At 45.9% G+C, this 20,713-nt stretch carries 19 protein-coding genes; 6 read left to right on the forward strand and 13 right to left on the reverse strand.

The genetic code is table 11. The features are described 5' to 3' along the window. Positions 1-16: 16 nt before the first annotated feature. The 3 genes from AB4114_RS21840 to AB4114_RS21850 all read right to left on the reverse strand — a co-directional run bounded on the left by AB4114_RS21840 (position 17) and on the right by AB4114_RS21850 (position 4,234). Positions 17-1,444: an ABC transporter substrate-binding protein gene (locus AB4114_RS21840; protein WP_171635136.1), complete on the reverse strand. Its 1,428-nt coding sequence runs from the start codon at positions 1,442-1,444 to the stop codon at positions 17-19. Between the two features lie 108 nt (positions 1,445-1,552). Beyond that, on the reverse strand, positions 1,553-2,875 hold the full coding sequence (locus tag AB4114_RS21845) for a response regulator (RefSeq protein ID WP_441990344.1): 1,323 nt from the start codon (positions 2,873-2,875) through the stop codon (positions 1,553-1,555). 906 nt (positions 2,876-3,781) lie between these two features. Beyond that, positions 3,782-4,234, reverse strand: coding sequence for a cupin domain-containing protein (locus AB4114_RS21850; protein WP_236291122.1), 453 nt, complete (start codon positions 4,232-4,234; stop codon positions 3,782-3,784). 158 nt (positions 4,235-4,392) lie between these two features. Here AB4114_RS21850 and AB4114_RS21855 point away from each other — a divergent pair, with 158 nt between their 5' ends. Next, the gene (locus AB4114_RS21855; protein ID WP_441990345.1) at positions 4,393-5,343 is read left to right on the forward strand and encodes a hypothetical protein; all 951 of its coding nucleotides are present in this window, start codon (positions 4,393-4,395) and stop codon (positions 5,341-5,343) included. A gap of 73 nt (positions 5,344-5,416) precedes the next feature. Here the strand turns inward: AB4114_RS21855 and AB4114_RS21860 are convergent, their stop codons facing one another. From AB4114_RS21860 to fucU, 3 genes are all read right to left on the reverse strand, one after another. Further along, the gene (locus AB4114_RS21860) at positions 5,417-8,119 is read right to left on the reverse strand and encodes a UxaA family hydrolase (protein WP_441990346.1); all 2,703 of its coding nucleotides are present in this window, start codon (positions 8,117-8,119) and stop codon (positions 5,417-5,419) included. Positions 8,120-8,134: 15 nt separating this feature from the next. After that, positions 8,135-9,103 (reverse strand): aldo/keto reductase, encoded by a 969-nt coding sequence (locus tag AB4114_RS21865; protein ID WP_441990347.1) that lies wholly within the window; start codon positions 9,101-9,103, stop codon positions 8,135-8,137. A gap of 69 nt (positions 9,104-9,172) precedes the next feature. Continuing rightward, positions 9,173-9,595 carry an L-fucose mutarotase gene (fucU, locus tag AB4114_RS21870; RefSeq protein ID WP_441990348.1) on the reverse strand — a complete coding sequence of 141 codons (423 nt, stop codon included), beginning with the start codon at positions 9,593-9,595 and terminating at the stop codon, positions 9,173-9,175. Positions 9,596-9,730: 135 nt separating this feature from the next. Here fucU and AB4114_RS21875 point away from each other — a divergent pair, with 135 nt between their 5' ends. After that, a complete protein-coding gene (locus AB4114_RS21875) occupies positions 9,731-10,738 on the forward strand; it encodes a LacI family DNA-binding transcriptional regulator (RefSeq protein WP_441990349.1) in 1,008 nt (335 codons plus the stop codon). Positions 10,739-10,748: 10 nt separating this feature from the next. Here AB4114_RS21875 and AB4114_RS21880 read toward each other — a convergent pair whose 3' ends face one another. Beyond that, a complete protein-coding gene (locus AB4114_RS21880) occupies positions 10,749-11,336 on the reverse strand; it encodes a hypothetical protein (RefSeq protein WP_441990350.1) in 588 nt (195 codons plus the stop codon). A gap of 202 nt (positions 11,337-11,538) precedes the next feature. On the opposite strand from AB4114_RS21880, the gene AB4114_RS21885 reads away from it, so the two are divergent. The 3 genes from AB4114_RS21885 to AB4114_RS21895 all read left to right on the forward strand — a co-directional run bounded on the left by AB4114_RS21885 (position 11,539) and on the right by AB4114_RS21895 (position 13,910). Further along, positions 11,539-12,249, forward strand: coding sequence for an FAD-dependent monooxygenase (locus tag AB4114_RS21885; RefSeq protein WP_441990351.1), 711 nt, complete (start codon positions 11,539-11,541; stop codon positions 12,247-12,249). A 143-nt stretch (positions 12,250-12,392) separates the two neighbouring features. Beyond that, on the forward strand, positions 12,393-12,701 hold the full coding sequence (locus AB4114_RS21890) for an FAD-dependent monooxygenase (protein WP_441990352.1): 309 nt from the start codon (positions 12,393-12,395) through the stop codon (positions 12,699-12,701). Between the two features lie 138 nt (positions 12,702-12,839). Next, positions 12,840-13,910: a bifunctional 3-deoxy-7-phosphoheptulonate synthase/chorismate mutase gene (locus AB4114_RS21895; RefSeq protein ID WP_441990353.1), complete on the forward strand. Its 1,071-nt coding sequence runs from the start codon at positions 12,840-12,842 to the stop codon at positions 13,908-13,910. 313 nt (positions 13,911-14,223) lie between these two features. On the opposite strand, the gene AB4114_RS21900 is transcribed toward AB4114_RS21895, so the two are convergent. The 6 genes from AB4114_RS21900 to AB4114_RS21925 form a co-directional block, all read right to left on the reverse strand. Further along, positions 14,224-14,733, reverse strand: coding sequence for a hypothetical protein (locus AB4114_RS21900; RefSeq protein WP_441990354.1), 510 nt, complete (start codon positions 14,731-14,733; stop codon positions 14,224-14,226). Between the two features lie 124 nt (positions 14,734-14,857). Next, positions 14,858-16,657, reverse strand: coding sequence for a CBM96 family carbohydrate-binding protein (locus AB4114_RS21905; RefSeq protein ID WP_441990355.1), 1,800 nt, complete (start codon positions 16,655-16,657; stop codon positions 14,858-14,860). A gap of 113 nt (positions 16,658-16,770) precedes the next feature. Next, positions 16,771-17,616, reverse strand: coding sequence for a helix-turn-helix domain-containing protein (locus tag AB4114_RS21910; protein ID WP_441990356.1), 846 nt, complete (start codon positions 17,614-17,616; stop codon positions 16,771-16,773). Between the two features lie 193 nt (positions 17,617-17,809). Next, the gene (gene tatA, locus AB4114_RS21915; RefSeq protein WP_441990357.1) at positions 17,810-18,022 is read right to left on the reverse strand and encodes a twin-arginine translocase TatA/TatE family subunit; all 213 of its coding nucleotides are present in this window, start codon (positions 18,020-18,022) and stop codon (positions 17,810-17,812) included. 21 nt (positions 18,023-18,043) lie between these two features. Beyond that, positions 18,044-18,607 (reverse strand): RidA family protein, encoded by a 564-nt coding sequence (locus tag AB4114_RS21920; protein WP_441990358.1) that lies wholly within the window; start codon positions 18,605-18,607, stop codon positions 18,044-18,046. Between the two features lie 17 nt (positions 18,608-18,624). Continuing rightward, positions 18,625-20,232, reverse strand: coding sequence for a flavin monoamine oxidase family protein (locus AB4114_RS21925; protein WP_441990359.1), 1,608 nt, complete (start codon positions 20,230-20,232; stop codon positions 18,625-18,627). 219 nt (positions 20,233-20,451) lie between these two features. Between AB4114_RS21925 and AB4114_RS21930 the strand changes: the two genes are divergently transcribed. Further along, entirely contained in the window at positions 20,452-20,682 is a 231-nt protein-coding gene (locus AB4114_RS21930) for a MerR family transcriptional regulator (protein ID WP_441990360.1), read from the forward strand. Positions 20,683-20,713 lie beyond the last annotated feature (31 nt).

Consider the following 20,713-nt stretch of genomic DNA (forward strand, 5'->3'; position numbering starts at 1 on the left):
AGTAAGTTAGGCTTGCCTATTCGACCTTCACTTTGTCAAACGTTTCCGTTTGCACTTTGGTCGCGGCTTCAGACAGTGCTTTTTTCAAGTCTACATCTTTCGTCGTAAATACTTTTTGAATAACATTCGCCATTTCTGTATAGAACTTTTGAGCTTCGTATTGCGCTTCTGGCTTACCATCCCATAGAGCGAGCAATTGTGGGTCGTATTTGAACACGTTATCGTACTTCGTTAAGAGATCTGTATACTTTTTACCGAAATCCGAGGAATCTTTCCAGTAGTTGATCGGTTGTGGAATGTAAACGCGGTTCTTACCTTTACGATCTTCGATTTCTTTCTTCGTGGAGTTCAAGAAATCGTCTGTAAAGTACTCATCCGTAATCCATTTGAACGCCATTTCTTGTTGATCTTTATCGCTCTTCGGATTAATAACACGATAGTTACCGCCAAGTACGCCCGTATGTTTGCCGCCTTTCGTAAATGAAGGCATAGGATACACAACGAGATCATCCTTACTGATGCCGCCTTCGTTAATCGCCGTATCCGCTGCGTTACCGCTGCCACACATAACCATCGCGCCACGCCCTTGAGCAAATGCATTCAAAGCGTCGCCATAACCAAGTGCCCAGTTCTGCGGGATCAGGTTCTCATCCTTCAGCTTCTTGTAGAATTCAAGCGCTTGCAAACCAGCGTCCGAATTGAACACGCCGACTACTTTACCATTATCTAGTTTCTGTACATCGCCACCTGCAGCATACAGGAAATTCGTCCAGTTCCAGCCCGCTTCCGGCCCTTTACCCATAGGAATAAAGCCTGCAATCCCCTTCGCTGGATCATTGATTTTGCGAGCTGCTGCCAGCAGATCATCCCAAGTCCAATCCATTGGCGGCAAGTCTACGCCTTTCTCTTTGAACAGCTTTTTATTCAACGTGATCGTCATGACGTAACCATCAATCGGCACACCGTATGTTTTCCCATTTACGACAAAAGGTTTAGAAAGTAGATCATTCATATCCTTGGCATGTGCCCATGAAGTCATGGAATCGGTAATGTCTGCGACCCATTTCTTATCGACAAGCACTTTGCCTTCCGTTGCATACGTCGTATACTCGGTTGGCGCACTGTTCGAAGCCATTTTGATCCCGATTTCGAGCGGATTGTACTGCCAGTCGTCCTTTTTGAAATCAGCATTCGGGAATTTGGTTTTAAAACGAGCAATACGCTGATCTAACTGATCATTCTTCTCTTTTTGATCGGCTTTAAAGCTTTGAGCTGTAATCGTTACTTTCTTGGCAACAGGTGCAGCTGTTGCAGCAGCTGGCGTGGATTCTTTTGCCGCTGGAGCTGGGCTTGTCGTGCTTGATGTTCCATTGCCGGAACTGCACCCCGCTATCAATACCGTTAAAGCAATCGCACTCATTGTAGACGCTTTCTTTGCTCTCATGTTTGGTTCCCCTTTCGAATCGCATTCACTTGTAGTTGCTACATTTTTGATTATAAGGGGAGTTCAAGGCAAGGGCGATGTGTCGTATTACGCTAAGTATGTCGTATGTTACGCACCTGTTTGCTTCACTTCCGAGATATTAATACCGAAATGTTTTTTGAAAATTTTGCTAAAATGTTCCGGTGATTCGTACCCGATTTCTTCGGAAATCTCGTAGCGCCGTTTATCCGTCGTCAGAATGAGACGCTTCCCTTCTTCCATCCGCAGCTTCGTGACATAGTCCCAGATGTTCGTGCCCATCACTTTTTTGAACAAATAGCTCAAATAATTCGGACTTAAATGCACCGCATCTGCGATATCCTGCAGCTTCAACCCTTTATCGCAGAAATGACCCTCTATGTACACTTTGGTCTCATATACGATTCGGTTGTTCGCCTCATCTACGCCAGTTATGGTTAATTCGGGATCCTGATTGATGCTGTCTTTATCCTCAATATAGAACATATAGTGACCTTTATTGCTTTCACAACAAGTTAGGCTCTCGAGTGCTTCTTTATACATCACTGGCCACTGCGTTATGCCCTCATGGATGCGACTGATGCCGATAAGACTCTTTACATTCAAGTATTTCAGCAGATTCGTATGAATCATTTGAGCCACCATCAAAAGCTGGTTCACACGCATCGAGCCACGGCTTTCCTCTTCCGTAATTTGCAGCAGCAAGGTGAAGGTCGAGTTATGATTATTAAAAACAAGATGGCTCCACTGACTCGCAGTTTCCTCCATAATGTTCAACGCTGCGTATTTCAACAAACTGCGATCCTTCAACGTGGATATTTCCTGATCATGAATACCGCCACGTTCTAATGATAATTTAATAGTCAATATGCTAAAATACGTGCCATTCATGCGATTATCCAGTGTCTCTTTTATTGTAGGAACCTCGGACTCATGGATCGTTCCTGTCACCAATTCATTCAAATAATAATTCGTCTCATGCGTCATGTGCCCAGGCAGGGAACGCGAGCCTTCCCAATTCGCGAAGCGCTGACCTTTCTCTTCCTTTTCCTTCAACAGCTTGGTCACAACGGAAATGAGATGCGGCGGCGTAATCGGCTTTACCAAATACTCTTTCGCTCCAAAACGGATCGCTTTCTGTGCATACTCAAACTCACCATGCGCCGACAAAATCACAATCGGAATCGAAGGATCCTCTAAGAAAATGTTCTCGATCAACTCGATCCCATTCATTTTCTCCATCTGAATATCTGTAAAAACAAGGTCAATTTTCTCCAAATGTATAAAATCCAGCGCCTCAAACCCGTTATACGCGATGAATACCTCGTTAATGTCCAACTTGGACTGCTTCAAAATCGTCGCAACACCCTTGCAAATCATCGGCTCATCATCTACAACCAAAATATTAACCATGCTGCCACCTCGTTCATTTACTTGCCATAACTCCATTTTATTGTACAACAATCGATGTGAATATGTGTTTTATTACGTTTATTGTGTGGGATGTGTGGATGGCGATTTATTCGAGTTGTACGGGCGCTGGCGTTTTGTGCGCTAGCGTGCGATCGCCGACGGGGACACTCTCCTTGCGCACAATAATTGTGCGCTAGCGTGCTGTCGCCGACCGGGATAATCCCCTTGCGCACAATATTTGTGCGCTAGCGTGCTGTCGCCGACCGGGATAATCCCCTTGCGCACAATATTTGTGCGCTAGCGTGCTGTCGCCGACCGGGATAATCCCCTTGCGCACAATATTTGTGCGCTAGCGTGCGGTCGCCGACGGGGACACTCTCCTTGCGCACAATATTTGTGCGCTAGCGTACTGTCGCCGACAGGATACTCTCCTTGCGCACAATATTTGTGCGCTAGCGTGCTGTCGCCGACGGGGACACTCTCCTTGCGCACAATATTTGTGCGCTAGCGTGCTGTCGCCGACGGGGATAATCCCGTTGCGCACAATATTTGTGCGCTAGCGTGCGGTCACCGACGGGGATAATCCCGTTGCGCACAATATTTGTGCGCTAGCGTGCGGTCGCCGACGGGGACACTCTCCTTGCGCACAATATTTGTGCGCTAGCGTGCTGTCGCCGACGGGGACACTCTCCTTGCGCACAATATTTGTGCGCTAGCGTGCGAATGGCGGAAAGCCTACAAGCTTTCCACATTTAGAAGATAATAAAACGCCGCCAGCTCCAAAAAAGAGCTAGCGGCGTATGCTTTACGCTTAAAATCATTCTTATCTTCAAGATACCAAATTACTTGGCACTTAGCAAAATCTATCTATCTATCTATCTATCTATCTATCTATCTATCTATCTATCATCTCTTAATTAATCTGAAATCATCATAATGGAACCCCGGTGCAACGACACAGGAAACCAGAACGGGTTCATCGCCTAGCGGTCGCGCCATTTGCCATACATGTGCTGGGACAAGAGCCTGTGGATGCTGACCGTTCAGTACATCAGGACCTAGAATAATCTCCTGTGTCGCTTTCGGCTGCTCGCTCGTTCCTCCTAAGGTAAGCACGATCGGGCTGCCCGAGTGCCATAACCATAACTCGTCGGACAATACCGTGTGCCATTCCGAAAATTCATCTGGGTGAAGCAGGAAATAGATCGAAGTTGCTGCGTATCGCGAACCCGAGTAGGCTGCATGGAGTACTTCTTTAGGGATTTCGAATGAGGCTTTCCATAGCTCTTTGTACCATCCACCCTCAGGGTGCGGTTTCAAATCTAACGTTTGAACAAGTGGTGAAAGTTGTTTGGTAATCATATGATTTCTCCTATTTCTCTCTAAACTTACAAAGTATGAATTATACCATACTGAAGTCACATATTGTATATGTAAGAATTTCCGAAACCCCCGACCGTTACGCACGTATTGAAAAAGGGATCCATCTAACAAATGCTGGGAAACGAGGGAAGAAGATGCCAGATAATCTTAACCTTCAATTGAGGGTTGCGAAAGAACGGATGTTTCGTCTGCATAAAGCAAAACGCAAAAGAGAAGATCTTCTGAATAGAGTATATGAGCAGGAACGTCTCATAGGACGGCTTGAGTTACAACTGGAATCAGAGCAGGCAGATGTAGAGCGATTAACGCGAATGTCACTTGCAAATTTATTCCACACGATTCTTCGCAGTAAATCCGAGCAACTTGAAATGGAACGGCAACAAGTCCTTAACGCTGCTCTTCAATTAGAAACTGCCAAACAGGCACTTCTGGATGCACAGAATGCTTTGATTCAAGTCGGTGATGACCTCGCCAACTATCAACGCGCCGCAGACGACTATAAGAAGCTAATGACAGTGAAGGAAGCCGCGCTCTTTAACGCACCGCTATTATCTAGAGAGCTTGAACGAATGGACGACAACATCGATGATCAGAAGCTTTTGGTCAAAGAACTGCAAGAAGCGCTGACTGCTGGAAAGCTTGTTCTAGCTTCCTTGACAGACGCTTCCAATAGTCTAGAGAAGGCAGAAAATTGGGGGAAATGGGACTTATGGGGTGGCGGCGGCTTGATTAGCACCCATGCAAAGCATACGCATGTGGATGATGCCAAACAGTTTATTCATCAGGCTAATCACCAGATCCTCAATTTTCGTGACGAACTAAACGACTTGAATCGGAGTTTTCAAATTGAAATTGATATCAGCAACACGCTGAAAATGGCTGACTATTGGTTTGATGGCCTCATTGCAGACTGGATTGTACAAGGTCGGATCACGAATTCTCAGAGCCAAACGCTTTCAGCCATGAATAAAATTCGCCCTGTCGTTTCACAGTTGCAAAAGGAGTTTTCGGCCGCAGAGGCTACGCTAGCTGACCTGATTACGAAACGGATCAATTGGATCGAAGAATCTAACTTGGACAGTTGACAATAAAGAGCCACCCCCAACCAACGTTGAGAGTGGCTTTTTCCATACCTCAGATTCTAATTCCAAATTTATATCACAACGAAACACCTAAGAAGCCACGTGTTAATTGGAAATCAACATTACCCTGCTGGTAGAGACGAGGTGTATAGGTATGCTCAATGACTTGCTTGACGCGCTCAAGAATCCTGTTCGTCCACTCATTCGTATCTCCACTGAGCAGCAAATCTAGATCATTGTCATTGTTTTGCAGCATTTCCGTTTCCGATGATATTTGCAGCATAGGAACGAACGGATGCGTCTGCATCGGACGATTACCGACAAGCGCTATAATTAATTCTACACCCGTGGCAGCTAAGCCAGTAACCGTCTCCACCCAATGCTCCGTCGGGGTCTCCATGATGTGGAAGCCATTGCGACGGACATGCTCCCCATAGGCAATTGACGGCAGGACATCGGACGAAGTCAATATATTTCGGCTATAAGAAGCCGTGGAAAGCAGATCGCTGTTCGCAGGAATAACCACTAAGCCACCAGCGCCAACTATCATCTTGGTCAGCTTCACCAGTTGTTCTCCTTCATCATCGGAGATGGAACCATCGCTTATGATGCCAATACGCAGTCCTTCCAGACCGACTGTCTCCTTCTCAGTTGCTCCAGCTGCTGCCACTTGATCGGCAAACCACGCTTCTACCTTCTGCGTCACCTTCGTAATTCCGCCATCAAGCTGAATACTCGCAAAACCGAGGCGGCTCGTTTCAACACCCATCTCTTCCATCAGATGATGCATATAGTCGTTATGGGTTTTCTCACAGCCATGCTCCAGCAGCAAACAATGTTTCACCATCGGATGAGTGATGTAACCGATCATCGTGCGGGCATACAACTTTTCTGCTTGGCCTCCTGAATTGCCGCAGCCTTCTGTATGCGCCAAAGCCACATAACGTGAGACCTCGGGTTGCCCAACACCCTGTTTATTCAGCTTTTGCGTTATCATATTTGCTACCTGTCCAGCACAGAGACTGGTCGGCAAAATTAAGCCGATGTTGTCGCTGGCCTGGCGGTTTTGATGACGTGTGAAGGAGAATTGAAATGAGCTATTACTGACATCTGAATCCTCTAGAATCTCAATAGGCTCTCCCGTTGGCTTATAAGGATGGAGCAATAACTCCAGCTGACTTGCATCGTTTTGCTGCCAATTGCGCCAGATCTGCACCTGGGAATGACCCGCCTTCTCGCCGACACTGCGCTGACCAGAAGCTGTTTGGATAGTCAGTTCGAAGACCTCTTTGCCGAGCTCATCCATGGACACGCCTTCCAGAAATTTACCAGCGTTGACATCCATATCATTATTCAGCAATTGGTAGCGGCGCGTCGTCGTGACGACTTTGACCGTCGGCACGTAAGGGAAATTGGTGATCGAGCCGTTCCCCGTCGTAAAGAAGATCATATTACAGCCTGCAGCCACCTGTCCGGCGATGCTCTCGAGGTCGTTGCCAGGACTATCCATGAAATAGTATCCGCCATCTTTCATGAGCTCCCCGTATTCTGTGGCATAATCGAGGCGAGTGATCGGATCTTTCTTACGAGCAGCACCAATGGATTTGAGATAAATGTTATAAAGGCCGCGAAATATATTACCACCGGATGGATTTCCTTCTGCACTAGCACCGTGCCAAGACGTGCGCTCTTTGAAACGGTTCACGAGTTCTAGGAATTTATTTGCGGTTTCAAAGTTACGAACCTTTGACAGAATATAGGGTTCCGCGCCAATTAATTCATCGGTTTCGGCTATGCTGGCAGCTCCGCCGTAGCGTACCAATTCTTCTGAAATCCAACCCAGCAGCGGGTTCGCTGAAATACCAGAAAAAGCGTCCGAGCCACCGCATTGCAGTCCAATCTTCAGGTGACTAATGGATTCCTCCGTCCGTTGCATGGCATTAACAGTAGGCAGCCAGTCCTTTATGACTTCTTCGCCTTGAGCCAGATTCTGTTCAAAGCCACCTTCGAGCGACACAAACTTATGCAACACATTATCGATCGGGTAGCTGTGTTCTCGCAAATATGCTTCCACCATCTTATTGGTTACCGGTTCATTGCCATAATCAACTACCAAGACTGCACCCACGTTAGGGTTCACAATAAAACCGGCGAGCGTCCTCAGTAGTAAATCCAGGTTATTAAGCTTATCCGTGCTACCCTCCGTATGCGCCACAGGTACAATGCCATCAATATTGGGATAATTCTTCAGTTCACCTTGTAGTCGAGCGGCAAGCTGCTTCGAATAGCTACCCGTACGAGAGGTGGTGCCTAATACCACGATGTGGTTACGGGTACCAACGCCACGAGTTTCACTGCGACGATAACCCATAAAAGTACGAGTTTGCGCGTACATGGGTGATGCCGGAGCAGGCTTAAAATTCTCCTCAGCAAAAACAAATGGAGGAATTTGATCCGAAAAATTAGGCTGTGCAGGCAGAGTGAATTTCAGCTGACGCCCGCTAAGTGCTTCCAATACCGCTTCATTGATCACATATTGACCAGGCTGAATCTCTTGCAGAGCCACTCCAAACGGCATTTCCCAAGAAAGCAGTTCAACACCGGGATTTATTGTCTTCACAGCAAACCGATGACCTTCCAAAACAGTATAATCTATGACCAAAGTTTCGCCTTCAAAATGAATAACGGTGCCAGCGTCCAAATTTCGAGTTGCAACGGCACAGTTATCGCCAGGTAATGGAAGTCTAGCAATTTCATCAAATTKGTAAATTTCATTCATCGATACTTATCTCCTTTATGAGAATCTCTCTGCTTCAGGATCCTCAGTCGAATATTCAATGCCGTCCAGTGCTGGCCAAAGCTCTAATGGAATTGGATAATTGGCGAGCTCCAACGTCTGTGCTACTCGTTCCGGCTTGCTCATGCCAACGACAGTACTAGCGACGCGGGAGTCACGCATGGAGAATTGGAGTGCAGCAGCGGCAAGGGGTACATCATATTCCTGGCAGATTTTCATGAAGGATCTTGCACGTTCAATTAACAAAGGAGGTGCCTCACTATACGCATAACGCGCGTAAGCATCCGGCCCTTTTGCTAATATTCCGCTGCCATAAGGTGCTGCGTTAATGACAGCAACCCCCAATTGATTGGCGATATCAAGCAACGGCTCCGCTGAGCGATTGAGCAATGTATAGCGATTGTGGGTCTCAACGGCGCTAAACTCCCCTGTCTCTACATAACGAATTAGCATGTCGATGGGGCCTCCAGATATGCCAATATGATCTATGATCCCCTGTTCCTTGAAGTTTTTCAGCACCTCAAGCGGCCCACCTGCTCCCATAATATTTTCAAAGGTGGAATGCTCCGGGTCATGGATATAGACATATTGCAGACGATCTAGCCCTAATCGAATGAGACTTTCTTCAATGGATTTTTTTATTTGATCTCCGCTGAAATCTCCAGTCCGTAAACAACGGTCTGCTTTGGTGGCAAGTACAAAACCCGACGGTAATCCACCGTTCTCTTTAATTACCTTGCCAATGCGACGCTCACTCTCGCCTTCACCATAGGCAGCAGCAGTGTCGAGAAAGTTAATCGAGCTTGCAAAGGCAGCGCGAATTGTGTCCAAAGCTGTTTCCTCTGGCGCATTAAAAGTAAAGATTTCCGGCATATCACCAAGTGGAGCTCCACCAACACAGAGCGGAGAGACAAACAAGCCCGTATTACCAATTGGTCTTTTCGAGTTAAGGGATGCAGTTGACATAATGTAACCTCGTTTCTTTTTGAGTATGAATACGGTTCTATTACCTAAGAGTTATCGATAATTCAATTATTAACTAATTACGCCCTTTTTTAAAATAATATTGGCATACAGCGCCTTTTCACTCGTAGCCACGATGGCATAAGCTTTCTTTGCGCGCTCATAAAATGCAAACCGTTCTACATACGTAATAGCTGGTGTAGCATATTCACGGATGATCTCCTCGTATTCGCCCCAGATCGGTGTTTCAACTGGATCTCCAGGAACAACAGCCATAAGCGCAACAGGCTGATCGCTGTATGTATCAAGTGGATACAAGGATAATACCGCTTTCAACAATTCCGGTACTCCATGACCATCACAACGTAATAGACGGTTTGCATGACTGGCTGCCGGGAAATTCCCGTCTGCCAAGATGATTTCATCCCCATGCCCCATCTCCATTAACACTTTGAGCAACTCAGGCGAAAGGATGGAAGGTATCCCTTTTAACATTTATCAACATCTCCTTGAATAGTGTGTGTTACCGATAACTCAAAATTAACAACTTTATGTCTTGCTGTCAATCCTTTATTTCTATACAATATGAAATACATGAAATGATAGCAGTCTGGCAAAGGAGATTAACACGTGATAACAATCTATGACATCGCCGAGAAGGCCGGTGTTTCCGCGATGACGGTTTCCCGAGTGATCAATAATACGGGCCGAATCAGCGAAGAGACGCGTAAGCGAGTACGGAAAGTCATGGAAGAGCTCCATTATATTCCTAATGCATTAGCACGCAGCTTAGTTTCCCAGAAGACGAATCTCATTTCTCTTCTCATCACGGATATTACCAACCCGTTCTATACAACCTTAGCACGAGGCGCTGAGGATGCAGCGAAGAAGGCGGGCTATCGATTGCTTTTTGCCAATAGTGATGAGGATTATGAGAAAGAGAAAGATTACGTCGATATGATTCTATCTACATGGGTGGATGGCGTTTTATTCGCACCAGCAGGCGATCATTCTCATGACAATTTACAGCAATTACAGAAGCATCAGATTCCATTTGTTGTATTGGATCGGGAAATCCCGGGTATTGATGCGGATGTTGTCCTTGGCGACAGCAAAGAAGGCGCACGCAATCTAGTTGAACATTTGATTGTACAAGGGCATCAGCGTATCGCTTTAATTAATGGTTCACAGGATGTTTCAACTGCTAGATTGCGATATTTAGGCTACAATGAGGCGCTTCAACTAGGCGGAATAACCCCCGATGATTCACTCGTGCTCCATCTGGGTTACCGCGATTTCCACGATGAGACCGCACTCCATGAGCTGCTCCAGCTTGACGATCCCCCTACCGCTATTTTCGCAGCTAATAATATGCTGGCCCTTGGAGTCATCCAATCCCTGCGCCATCGCGGCCTACAAGTACCAAGGGATATGTCTGTTGTCTGTTTCGACGACTTCGGACCAGCAGGTGCAATCAATCCATTTCTCACCGTTGCGTCACAACCAGCTTACCAATTCGGGAAATTAGGCATGCAACTACTAATTGAACGCATAGAAGGAGAAGCTAGCGATGCATCACGCAGAATCATGCTGCCTTCTGAGCTCATTGTTCGCTCATCCGCACAACCTCTCTCATAGAGATAGCGAGCTATTGTTCTTCCCATTTATGAACAATAGCCGCAATGATTTCTTCCTTCGTCTGCTCCGACAACCCATTCCGAAGCTCCGTTATAAACTCAATAAAAAGCAGCGACAACAGCTCATTCAATTCCATATTCAATGGATGATGATGCTTCCAGTTCATATCATCGAAAAATACACGCATCCGATTTACCTCGGCTGGGTGTAATCTTACGTTTAATGTTAGAAAAGAAGTCCCCTCTGAATGTCCCTCCTGAAAAGATAACCCCCACTGAAAGCCAGGCACACTCCCCGCGGGCGGTCGTTCATTCGGATTTACATTTGCTATAACGCTGCCATATTTAGTTCTAAGCTGCAGTATATACGTATACAGATCCTTACCTTTACGGACGTGATCCATGAAATTATCAAATAAAAGCTTAACGAGAAAGGTTTTATTAATCCCACTAAGCTCATCTTGTGATGTGTACACAATATCCTCCAAGAACGCATCTGCCCGGTCGAAATAGTCGCGAGGCGCCCGTACTTTGACAGTATGGTAGATGTCTGTTGTTCCTTTTTGAAATAAACCMGTCCATGATTTTAATGTGAGCATCCCGTATTCCCCCTTCTTCTCCCCTCCTAAACTATTATTCCAAATCTAGCAGAAAAATGACTACAACTAAAAGAGACTACCCATTTATATCTGAACGAATATGACTACGGGCATACTTTTGTGGGTGGTCATCAACGCGCTCATTGTTTATGATGAGACTACGTAGTATAGCGGCGATCTAACGAAGCTGGAGGTTATACATATGGATGCAGTAACGTTACGGAAAGCAATAGTAATTGGAGCAGGAATCGGTGGATTATGTACAGCATTGTCACTTCAGCAGCAGGGATGGCGAGTCTCAGTATACGACAAGGCATCATCACTGAGAGAAGCCGGGGCTGGAATTGTGCTCGCAGCCAACGCCATGAAAGCACTCGATTTGCTTGGCATTGGAGAAGCCATCCGGTACGTGGGGGCACCCGTTGTTCATGCTGACATTCGAAGGTGGGATGGCACACTGATTACAAGCCTTCCAGCTGCCAAACAAGCGGCACTATACGGAACGCAAAGCTATGTCATTCATAGAGCTGACTTGCAAGCAATTCTTGTGCAAGCAGTAACGGCGACGACACCTATTCAAACCAATAAACAATGGATCGATGGGATTCAGAGTGATCGAGGAGTAATCGCCGTTTTCAAAGACGGTACACAGGAAAAGGCTGATGTCATTATTGGTGCCGATGGGTTTCACTCTGCCGTACGAGAACGGCTTTTTGGTCAAAGTCCAGTCCGTTATTCGGGATATATGGCTTTAAGAGGCGTGTGTAATCAGGAGGAGACCCGCAACACAACTAATGGCGGGGGCTTCGAGGCCTTGGGACCAGGAAGACGTTTCGGTCTCTCAAGTCTTGGCAACGGTCGTGTCTTCTGGTTTGCCGCGATTAATGCTCCTCAAGGAAACTACCTCCGGTAGAAGAGAGACAATCTGAACTGCTGCGTCAATTTCACGGTTGGTATAGTCCAATCGCATCTGCTATTGAAGCAACGGAAGCATCAACGATTCTGGCCCATGACATCGTTGACCGCCCCCCATTACCAAAGTGGAGTTCAGGCACGATGACGCTCCTCGGCGATGCCGCACATCCGATGATGCCCAATTTGGGACAGGGAGGTGCGCAAGCGATTGAAGATGCCATTGTACTGGCAAGATGCCTCCGAAATCCCGATATCCCGACTGCACTTTCAGCATATGAGAAGGAGCGTATGGATCGAGCAAACCGAATCGTGCGGATGTCTCGGTCGATGGGAAGAATGGTACAACTCGAGAACCMAATTCTGATCTACTTACGTAATAGTATGCTAGCCTCCTTGTCTGATGCCCGTTATATAAGCCGGTTCGATCCTATCATTGGATATGAGTTGTAGAATTTCTAATTCACTTCTATAAACATCTTTTTACTGAAAGAAACTGCACATCGGCTACCTTGTAACATAAATTGGTTTATGCGCATAAATATCAAAGCGGTAAAGCCAATATGATGTAAATCCAAAGGGTGAACATAGATGGAGAACACAAGTATCGATGCCTTAAGAGATCGAATTGATGAAATTAACGAGAGTCTGCGGGAACTACTCTCCGAAAGAGCACGCATTACCMAAGAGATCGGGCTGGAGAAGGAAAAACAAGGCGTGCCGAAATTCGACCCGCTACGCGAAAAGAAAATGCTAGACGCCTTGGTTGCACGAAATACAGGCCCTTTCGATGACGATACCATTCGTCACCTTTTCAAACAAATCTTCCAAGCCTCGCTGACTCTGCAACAAACAGTTCACAAGAAACAGCTGCTCGTTAGTCGTAAGCGGCAACAAGCAGACACCATCATTCAACTTGGTCCGGCCGCCATCGGCGGAGGTAAACCGATCATGATCGCGGGTCCCTGCTCGGTCGAGAGTTACGAGCAAGTACGCGCAGTTGCTGCGGCTATGAAAAGCGCTGGCGTGACTGTGCTGCGCGGCGGCGCCTTCAAGCCTCGCACATCCCCCTATGATTTCCAGGGGCTAGGCTTGGAAGGCTTACGAATTCTCAAAGATGTTGCCGACGAATTCGGACTCCAGACGATCAGCGAAATCGTGGATCCCGCCCATATCGAAATCGCGGGCCAATACATCGACGTGATCCAAATTGGCGCAAGAAACATGCACAATTTCGAACTACTGAAGGCGGCAGGAGAGGTTCGCATTCCCATTCTTTTGAAACGCGGCCTGTCTGCTACGCTTGACGAATTCCTGCATGCTGCCGAATACATCCTATCTCGCGGCAATACGCAGGTGATGTTAATTGAACGTGGCATCCGAACCTATGAGCGGGCGACGCGAAATACACTCGACATCTCAGCAGTTCCAATTCTGAAGCAAGAGAGCCATTTGCCTGTCTTGGTCGATGTGACCCATTCCACGGGACGCAAGGATATTTTCGCACCTTGTGCCAAGGCAGCCTTGGCCGCTGGAGCGGATGGGATCATGGTCGAAGTCCATCCAAATCCGGCGACTGCGCTTTCCGATGCCCAGCAACAGTTGACGATTGAGGAGTTCAGCCAATTTTATGCGGCGATTCAAAGTTCAGGATTGTTTTAACGATCATTCTCGATTCCCACGCATCTCCACCGCCGGAAACCCTCTGCCACACAACGCTTTAGTGATGAATAACATCACTATAGTCGTGTATCGAGGGCAACTTCTACGCAATTGTGATGTAAAACATCACTAAACACGCGAACGATAGTGATCTTACCGACTTAGTGATGAAAAACATCACTATAAACGGTGTTCGATGGCATTCTCTACGCAATAGTGATGAAAAACATCACTATTGACACATCAGAAGGTAAATTTGCCTCTACAAAAAAAGCCCCCAACCCCACAAAAAGTGGAATTGGAGGCTTCTTACCTATACGGTTTTATCTACAAAGGAAATTTTATTGTTTTCAGCAAATTTTTTCAGCTTAGACGCCATCGCCACAATATCAAAACGGTTCAACGTTTTGTTGTATACCCAACGAGGAGACTTGCCCGTAAGCTCGATGATAATTTGACCAGGTGCATGTACGATCTCTTTAATATTTTCCGCACCAAGCACTAATTCTCGGGCCAGTCCTCGCTTCGAGAGATTCGTCTTGGTCACTCGCAAGTACGGTCTCCGCACGAAATAAATAAGTACGCCGACTACCAAGTAGCTAAGCGTTGTATACCAGTACATTTTATCCCCTTCGGTTTTCGTCAATGTAAATAACAAGAAGAGCGAAACTACGATGAAGAACGCAGCCAATAGGATGCTTCTTCCTTTAAACACGACCGGACGATCCGGATCTGTTGAAATCGGCGCCATCCCTTGTTTAGATCGGGTTTGATTTGCCTTTTTCGTATTCTTACTTACCATTCTTTCCCACTTGCGTGACATGCCTTTCACTCCCTGCGTAATAGTTACCAAACTCTTCTCCTCATAATCCCATACTTACGACAGAATGTCGATATTTAGCTTGTCATACACGGCAAAAAGGAGCCCTCTCGGACTCCCCACTACCTTATTTGTTCACATTCGAGTTATACAGATTCCCTCCACCCGTTCGCACATCATTCGTCGCTGTGGTTCCTGTTGCCGCACTCGTTGCATAGACGACGTATCCTGCCACACCGTCCAAATTCACAGTATTATTGTTAAACGAATTATTCACACCAGTCGCATAGTCCGAACCATGCGTCCGTACTTGGAAGGCATCTACAACGTTCGCGTTGCCATTCCGATACCCTTGATTATAGCGAATAATCGTATTCACACCTTTTACATCAACGAAGCTGTCAGCACTATTCGCCCCACTTATTCCAGTACCATTAAACGTGCAGTACTCAATAATCGTTCCGCTGGCACCTTCCTTCACATCAATATGCTCTGCTGTAATACCGCCATCGAAATTCGTATGACTAATCACATTCCCTGTTACAACATGCTCATATGGTGAGCTTGAATCGGAACCCACATACGCACCTTCCCCATACCCCGCTTGATACAACCCTGTATCGTAAATAAGCGAGTACGACAAAGTATTGTAGGAGCTGCCGTCGCGGAAATGGACACCTTCATCACCTACATTGTGAACTTCTACATTATTTAACAAATTGTTGTTCCCATTGTCGATAATGATACCCTTCTGTGCTTGCGTGATTTCAATATCTCGGACCTCCCAATAATTACCAGTTAAATGAATGCCATAGGAGCCATCGTTCACATTCACACCCTTGAGCACAGCTGGATTAGCCGCATCACAGCTCTTCAGCACAATCGGATTGGCAGCCGTTCCGTTTTTGTCCGAATAGAATAATCCCTGCCCACCCGGGTCGCCACTCGTCGAACGATCACCCACATAATTACCTGGGGCAAGCAGAATGACGGACCCTGCCACTGCATTTTTCATCGCATTTTGAATCGCAACCGTTGTCGTCAGTGCATTCGTACAACCGCTAGGCGGCGTTCCCGCAGTCGTTGTCACATTAATTGTGCTGCTTTGGCTTGAAGCATTCCCAGCCGCATCCTTAGCTTTGACGTAGTAGCTATACGAGGTAGACGCTGCTAAACCCGTGTCACTCGTGGAAGTACCCGTCACGGTCTTCAGGAACGTGCCATTGCGATACACATCATAGCCCGTTACACCCATATTATCTGTCGAAGCGCTCCAGCTGAGATTGATTTGGCTGCTGGAAGCCGCTGTGCCATTAAATCCACTAGGCGCTGTCGGCGCTTGGGTATCCCCACCTGTACCTCCACCGCTAACGACAACAAGTTGCGGCTTGTTCGAAGCATTCTCATTACTATTCAGTGTTGTATATTTCCCGACACTTTCTTGAAGTGCAAATGAAACGACACCATCTCCTGCCGCTTGCGCAGTCACATACGCAGTAACATCAATCTCGTTGTACGTCGTCGTCGTATTGATGGCAACACTACCTGCTGAGCTGCCAACCGTTGGTTTCGTGCTCCAGGTAATCGCGGATTGCGACCAGCTATCGGTCGTTTGATACGCAGATAGAACGGTTGACGCGGAGGCGCTGCCATAAATCCGGAGCTTCGCACTCGTTACACCTGAAAGGCCCGAGAGACTATATTTGAGATACGTGTAACGAGATGCACCTGGGTCATTTTTCACATACAACGAAGTGGCTGTTCCATAATTGCTTGTCGGGCTACCTTCATGCACATAAGAATCATCTGATGGACTTAGTGTGGTTGTCGCCGCTCCTGCAATTGCTGGAACTGCAAGCAGAATCACCGTTGAGAGCAGCACAACAGCCCCTGCCTTACCATTCAAATCTTTGAAAAGCTTTAACATTATTACTCCTCCTTAGTCACCATTAGATAGCGCTTACAAATAAAATTATAAAAGATCATCGCGTGCACATGTTTTCAGCTATTGTTCAGAACTTGCACTGTGTTGCTGTCTTTTTATACCTGCATGCGATACGACTTCGGCGTCGTTCCAAGCATATTCTTAAACACACGTGAAAAGTAAGACCCATTCTGAAAGCCCACCTCCTGAGCGATATAACTAGCCGATTTCGAAGTGGTTTCGAGCAAGAGACAAGCTTCCTTTAATCTGCGGGATATAATAAATTCCGTTATCGTACGCCCCGTTGACTGCCGAAAAACATGAGATAAATAAAAGGTGGAGAGATGCAAATCCTCTGACATGCGTTGCAAATCAAATTTATCCTTGTAATGCTTTTCGATCCATTCTGTGATTTGCCCAGCCGTATGATTACTGCTCAGCTTCGCCCTCTCCTTCTGAGTATGGCAAATTTCACTTTCATAAGGCTCAAGCTGCTGAAGCATAGATAATAAGCATAAGACAAATTCCTCTTGCTGTTTGTGCGTCGAAACACGACTTAGTTTTCTATGTAAATGCTCATAACATTTGGCTAAATGCTGTTGCTGAGGGATCACATGACCGGTTAACGCATGCTTCCAAAGCGTGTTATACCATGTGCGAATCCCGCTAAACGCGCGCAGCGCTGTATCCAATCTGTAAGGATCAAACATCAGAATTGATCGCACAAAGGGACCTTGGATTTGAATGCGATGCAATTGAAATGGTTGGAAAATTAAAAGGCTGCCTGGCTCAATGGTGTACCAGCGTTTATTCACTTCCACACGTCCTACCCCTTCATACACATAGAGGAATTCCATACAAGAATGGGCATGATAGATCTCCCAATTTTGATTTCGACTTGATTTCTCATGATTCAGATGAAAGGGCTCCTTGGTGACATCAACACTTGTGCTAAGTTTCAAAAGCTATCCCTCCCGATTATGGAAATGGTTTACATTATGAGCGTGAGCACACTCTATCACATCCTTGTACAAAACAATTGTACAAATTCTAGAAATTCCTGTGTTTTGTTTAGATGCGATGCATGCACACAAAAAAACAGATCCTGCCATTTTCTCCCGAGAGAAAATAAACAAGATCTGTTATCAGGTCATCTTATGCGTTGACCTTTTCCACACGTTTTTCTGGCGCTTCAAGATGCTCAGGGGATTCCTTCCCTTCACCTACGAGCTCCCTGGCTGAATTTTTAAATTCATGCAGGGTACGACCTACAGCTCGACCAAGTTCAGGCAGCTTAGACGGTCCAAACAATACCAATACAACGACTAAAATTAACATGAGTCCAGGTAATCCAATATTTTGCAGCACAGGCACATCATCTCCGTTTCATTAGTCTTGGTTATGGTGCTTTGGATACACAGCTACGGCTTCAATTTCAATCAGCCAATCGGAGCTAACGAGACTTGCAATACCAACCGTAGAACGTGCTGGCTTCACAGGATTAGCTTCTGTTCCAAAAAATTGCGCATACGCGTCAAACCAGCCCTGATAATCGAACTTGCCATCTTTGGCTGCATCTGGCGTCACATAGACACGAAGATAGGCAACATCTGCAAGTGTGAGGCCTTTATCTTTTAATTGCGTTTCAATGGCCTTTAGAATGCCTATCCCCTGTGTTTTCGTATCCCCATAGCGTTCATATACGGTTTTGCCTTCTTTATTGATAACGGGCGGCACGGTACCGCTTGTGAATAGATAGGAGGCTCCCGCAGGGACTGACACACCCGCAGCAATGGAAGAAGCAGGATTCCCATAAAATTCGACTTCGTTAATTGGCTCTGCATTATATTTACTTGATTTCTCAGTCCCAGCCGCATAGGCACTTACGCAAATCAGACATGAACCAACGGTAGCTGCTACGATTGTCTTCCACTTTTTCGATATTATCATCATGATTCACTCCTTCTTCTCTATTCTTTCATTACGCGTTCATGAATTTCGGTAACAACTTTCCGCGCAGATTCAATAGCCCCAGCTTGCCAAGCAGTGATATAACTAATATGCTCCCCTGCCAAATATATACGACCATCGGGTTTGCATAGGGTTGGATAATAGTTCTTACGATCGTCTGCCGTATAGGAAGCCCAGCCGCCTTGATTATATTTAATTTTCTTCCAATCCACAGAGAAAGAGGTTTCGAACTCCTTGTGGTATTGTGGGTGAATCTTCGCTCCTTGGCTTAAGGCATAATCTTCTCGCGCAGCAAGTGACATATTACCTAATTTATCTGCGTTCCCTCCGAATGAATAATATCCTAATAGAATTCCTTTTTTGGAAAAATAGTCATTCGGCGGGTAATAGATATTGGCAATATCCATATTCGTCAATGAGCTTCCGCCATAAATCATCTCATCTTCTTCCCAGAAGCGGCGTTTAAATTGAAGACCAATTTTACCTGCAGCAGCATAGCTTATCTTAGCGATTGCAGTCGACATTTCAGGAGAGAAATCCGCTTTAATGTTCTTGAGGACAGGGAGCGGGATGGTACAGATGCAGAAGTCTCCATCAATCTCTTTATTTGCTCCGCTGTTTAAGTCCTTATACAAAATCTTAACGCCATCAGAAGACTGTTTAATCTCATGAACTTCCGCATTGAATTGAATTTTGTCGCCTACGCGTTTCTCGAACGCCTTCGCAATCATATCCATCCCGCCAACAGGGTGGAACATCATCATTTGCTGATCATAGCTATACTCACTGCTGAGGAATTGACCAAAACCAGAATTGATGATCGCTTTTAAGCTAAATGGATCCTTCCGAACACCTGCGTCAAATTTACCGCCGGGTTCTTCAACATAACCAGCTCTGCTTGAACCTTTATAGAACAGATCCGCGTTTAGATCCCCTTCGCTTTTCAAATACGCAACAAGCTTCGTTTTCTCTTCTGTTGTCAAAGGGAGATCTAACGCTTTCTGATTAACAGCTTTAGCCAGCATTTCTGCCACATAACCACGTACATCGGCTTTGGCCTGCCGCTTAGGAACTTTTACGCCTGATAACTCGCCTACATTTTCATTATAGTAATACCCGCTCTCATTCACATTGTTAAAGGGTTCTATGGCAACTCCGAATTTGCGGGCATAGTCCAGCGTCACATGAAATTGAGGAATTCGCATCGGCCCTGCATTGAAATACATGCCATTATCGAAGCGAGCCACCTGCTTTACGCCGCCAATCTCTGTTACTGTTGTCCCTCTACGCACTGTCCATGCTCGTCCGCCTGAACGTGCTCTCGCTTCTAGGATGGTGCACTGATAGCCGGCATTACCCAGCTCATAGGCTGCTGTCATCCCGGCAATCCCACCGCCTAAGATGATGACTTTCTTGCCATTACGATTCGCAGATGTAAGATCCCTTCCCGATGGCGGCGTGTAATCTGCGGCTTTCATCGTTTCCGGGGAGAGTAGTCCTAAAGTACCCATCACACTGAATATTGCGGCTGACCCTCCTAATTTGCCGACTTTTGTCAAAAATTGTCTACGTGTAATTTGATCTTCTTGGATCGGTGTCTTCTCCATGCTTCCATCTCCTCAGTTTAAGTTTGGCTATCCGCTACTTAAACTTAACAGCGAAGACATGAACAGTCATTACTTTATGTAAGATAATATGACATAAATTTTAATTATACTAAGATAAGTATCGTTTATTTGATCGTTTTTCCATATAATGATAGAGTTTCATTATTAAATGTCACATATAAGTTAATTAACCTTACATTAAATTGGAGGTATAGGCTGATGATGACAAAGAAAAAAGTAATTCAAATTGGTGTTGTAAGTGAACTAACGGGGTTAACAGAGAGGCAAATTCGATACTACGAGGACCRCAAGCTTATTTTTCCAGACCGAAGCAAGGGAGGCGTTCGTAAATATTCCTTCGAGGATATTCAAACCATTATGGATATTCACACAAAGCTAACTAACGGCTTTCATACGGTAGAATTAAGACGAATGCTAGCCGGCTCCTAACACTTCCTCACCAATTAGACTGGAGGGCTCC

Origin of the sequence: Paenibacillus sp. 2RAB27 (assembly GCF_052115445.1) — a bacterium.
Lineage (GTDB): Bacteria > Bacillota > Bacilli > Paenibacillales > NBRC-103111 > Paenibacillus_E.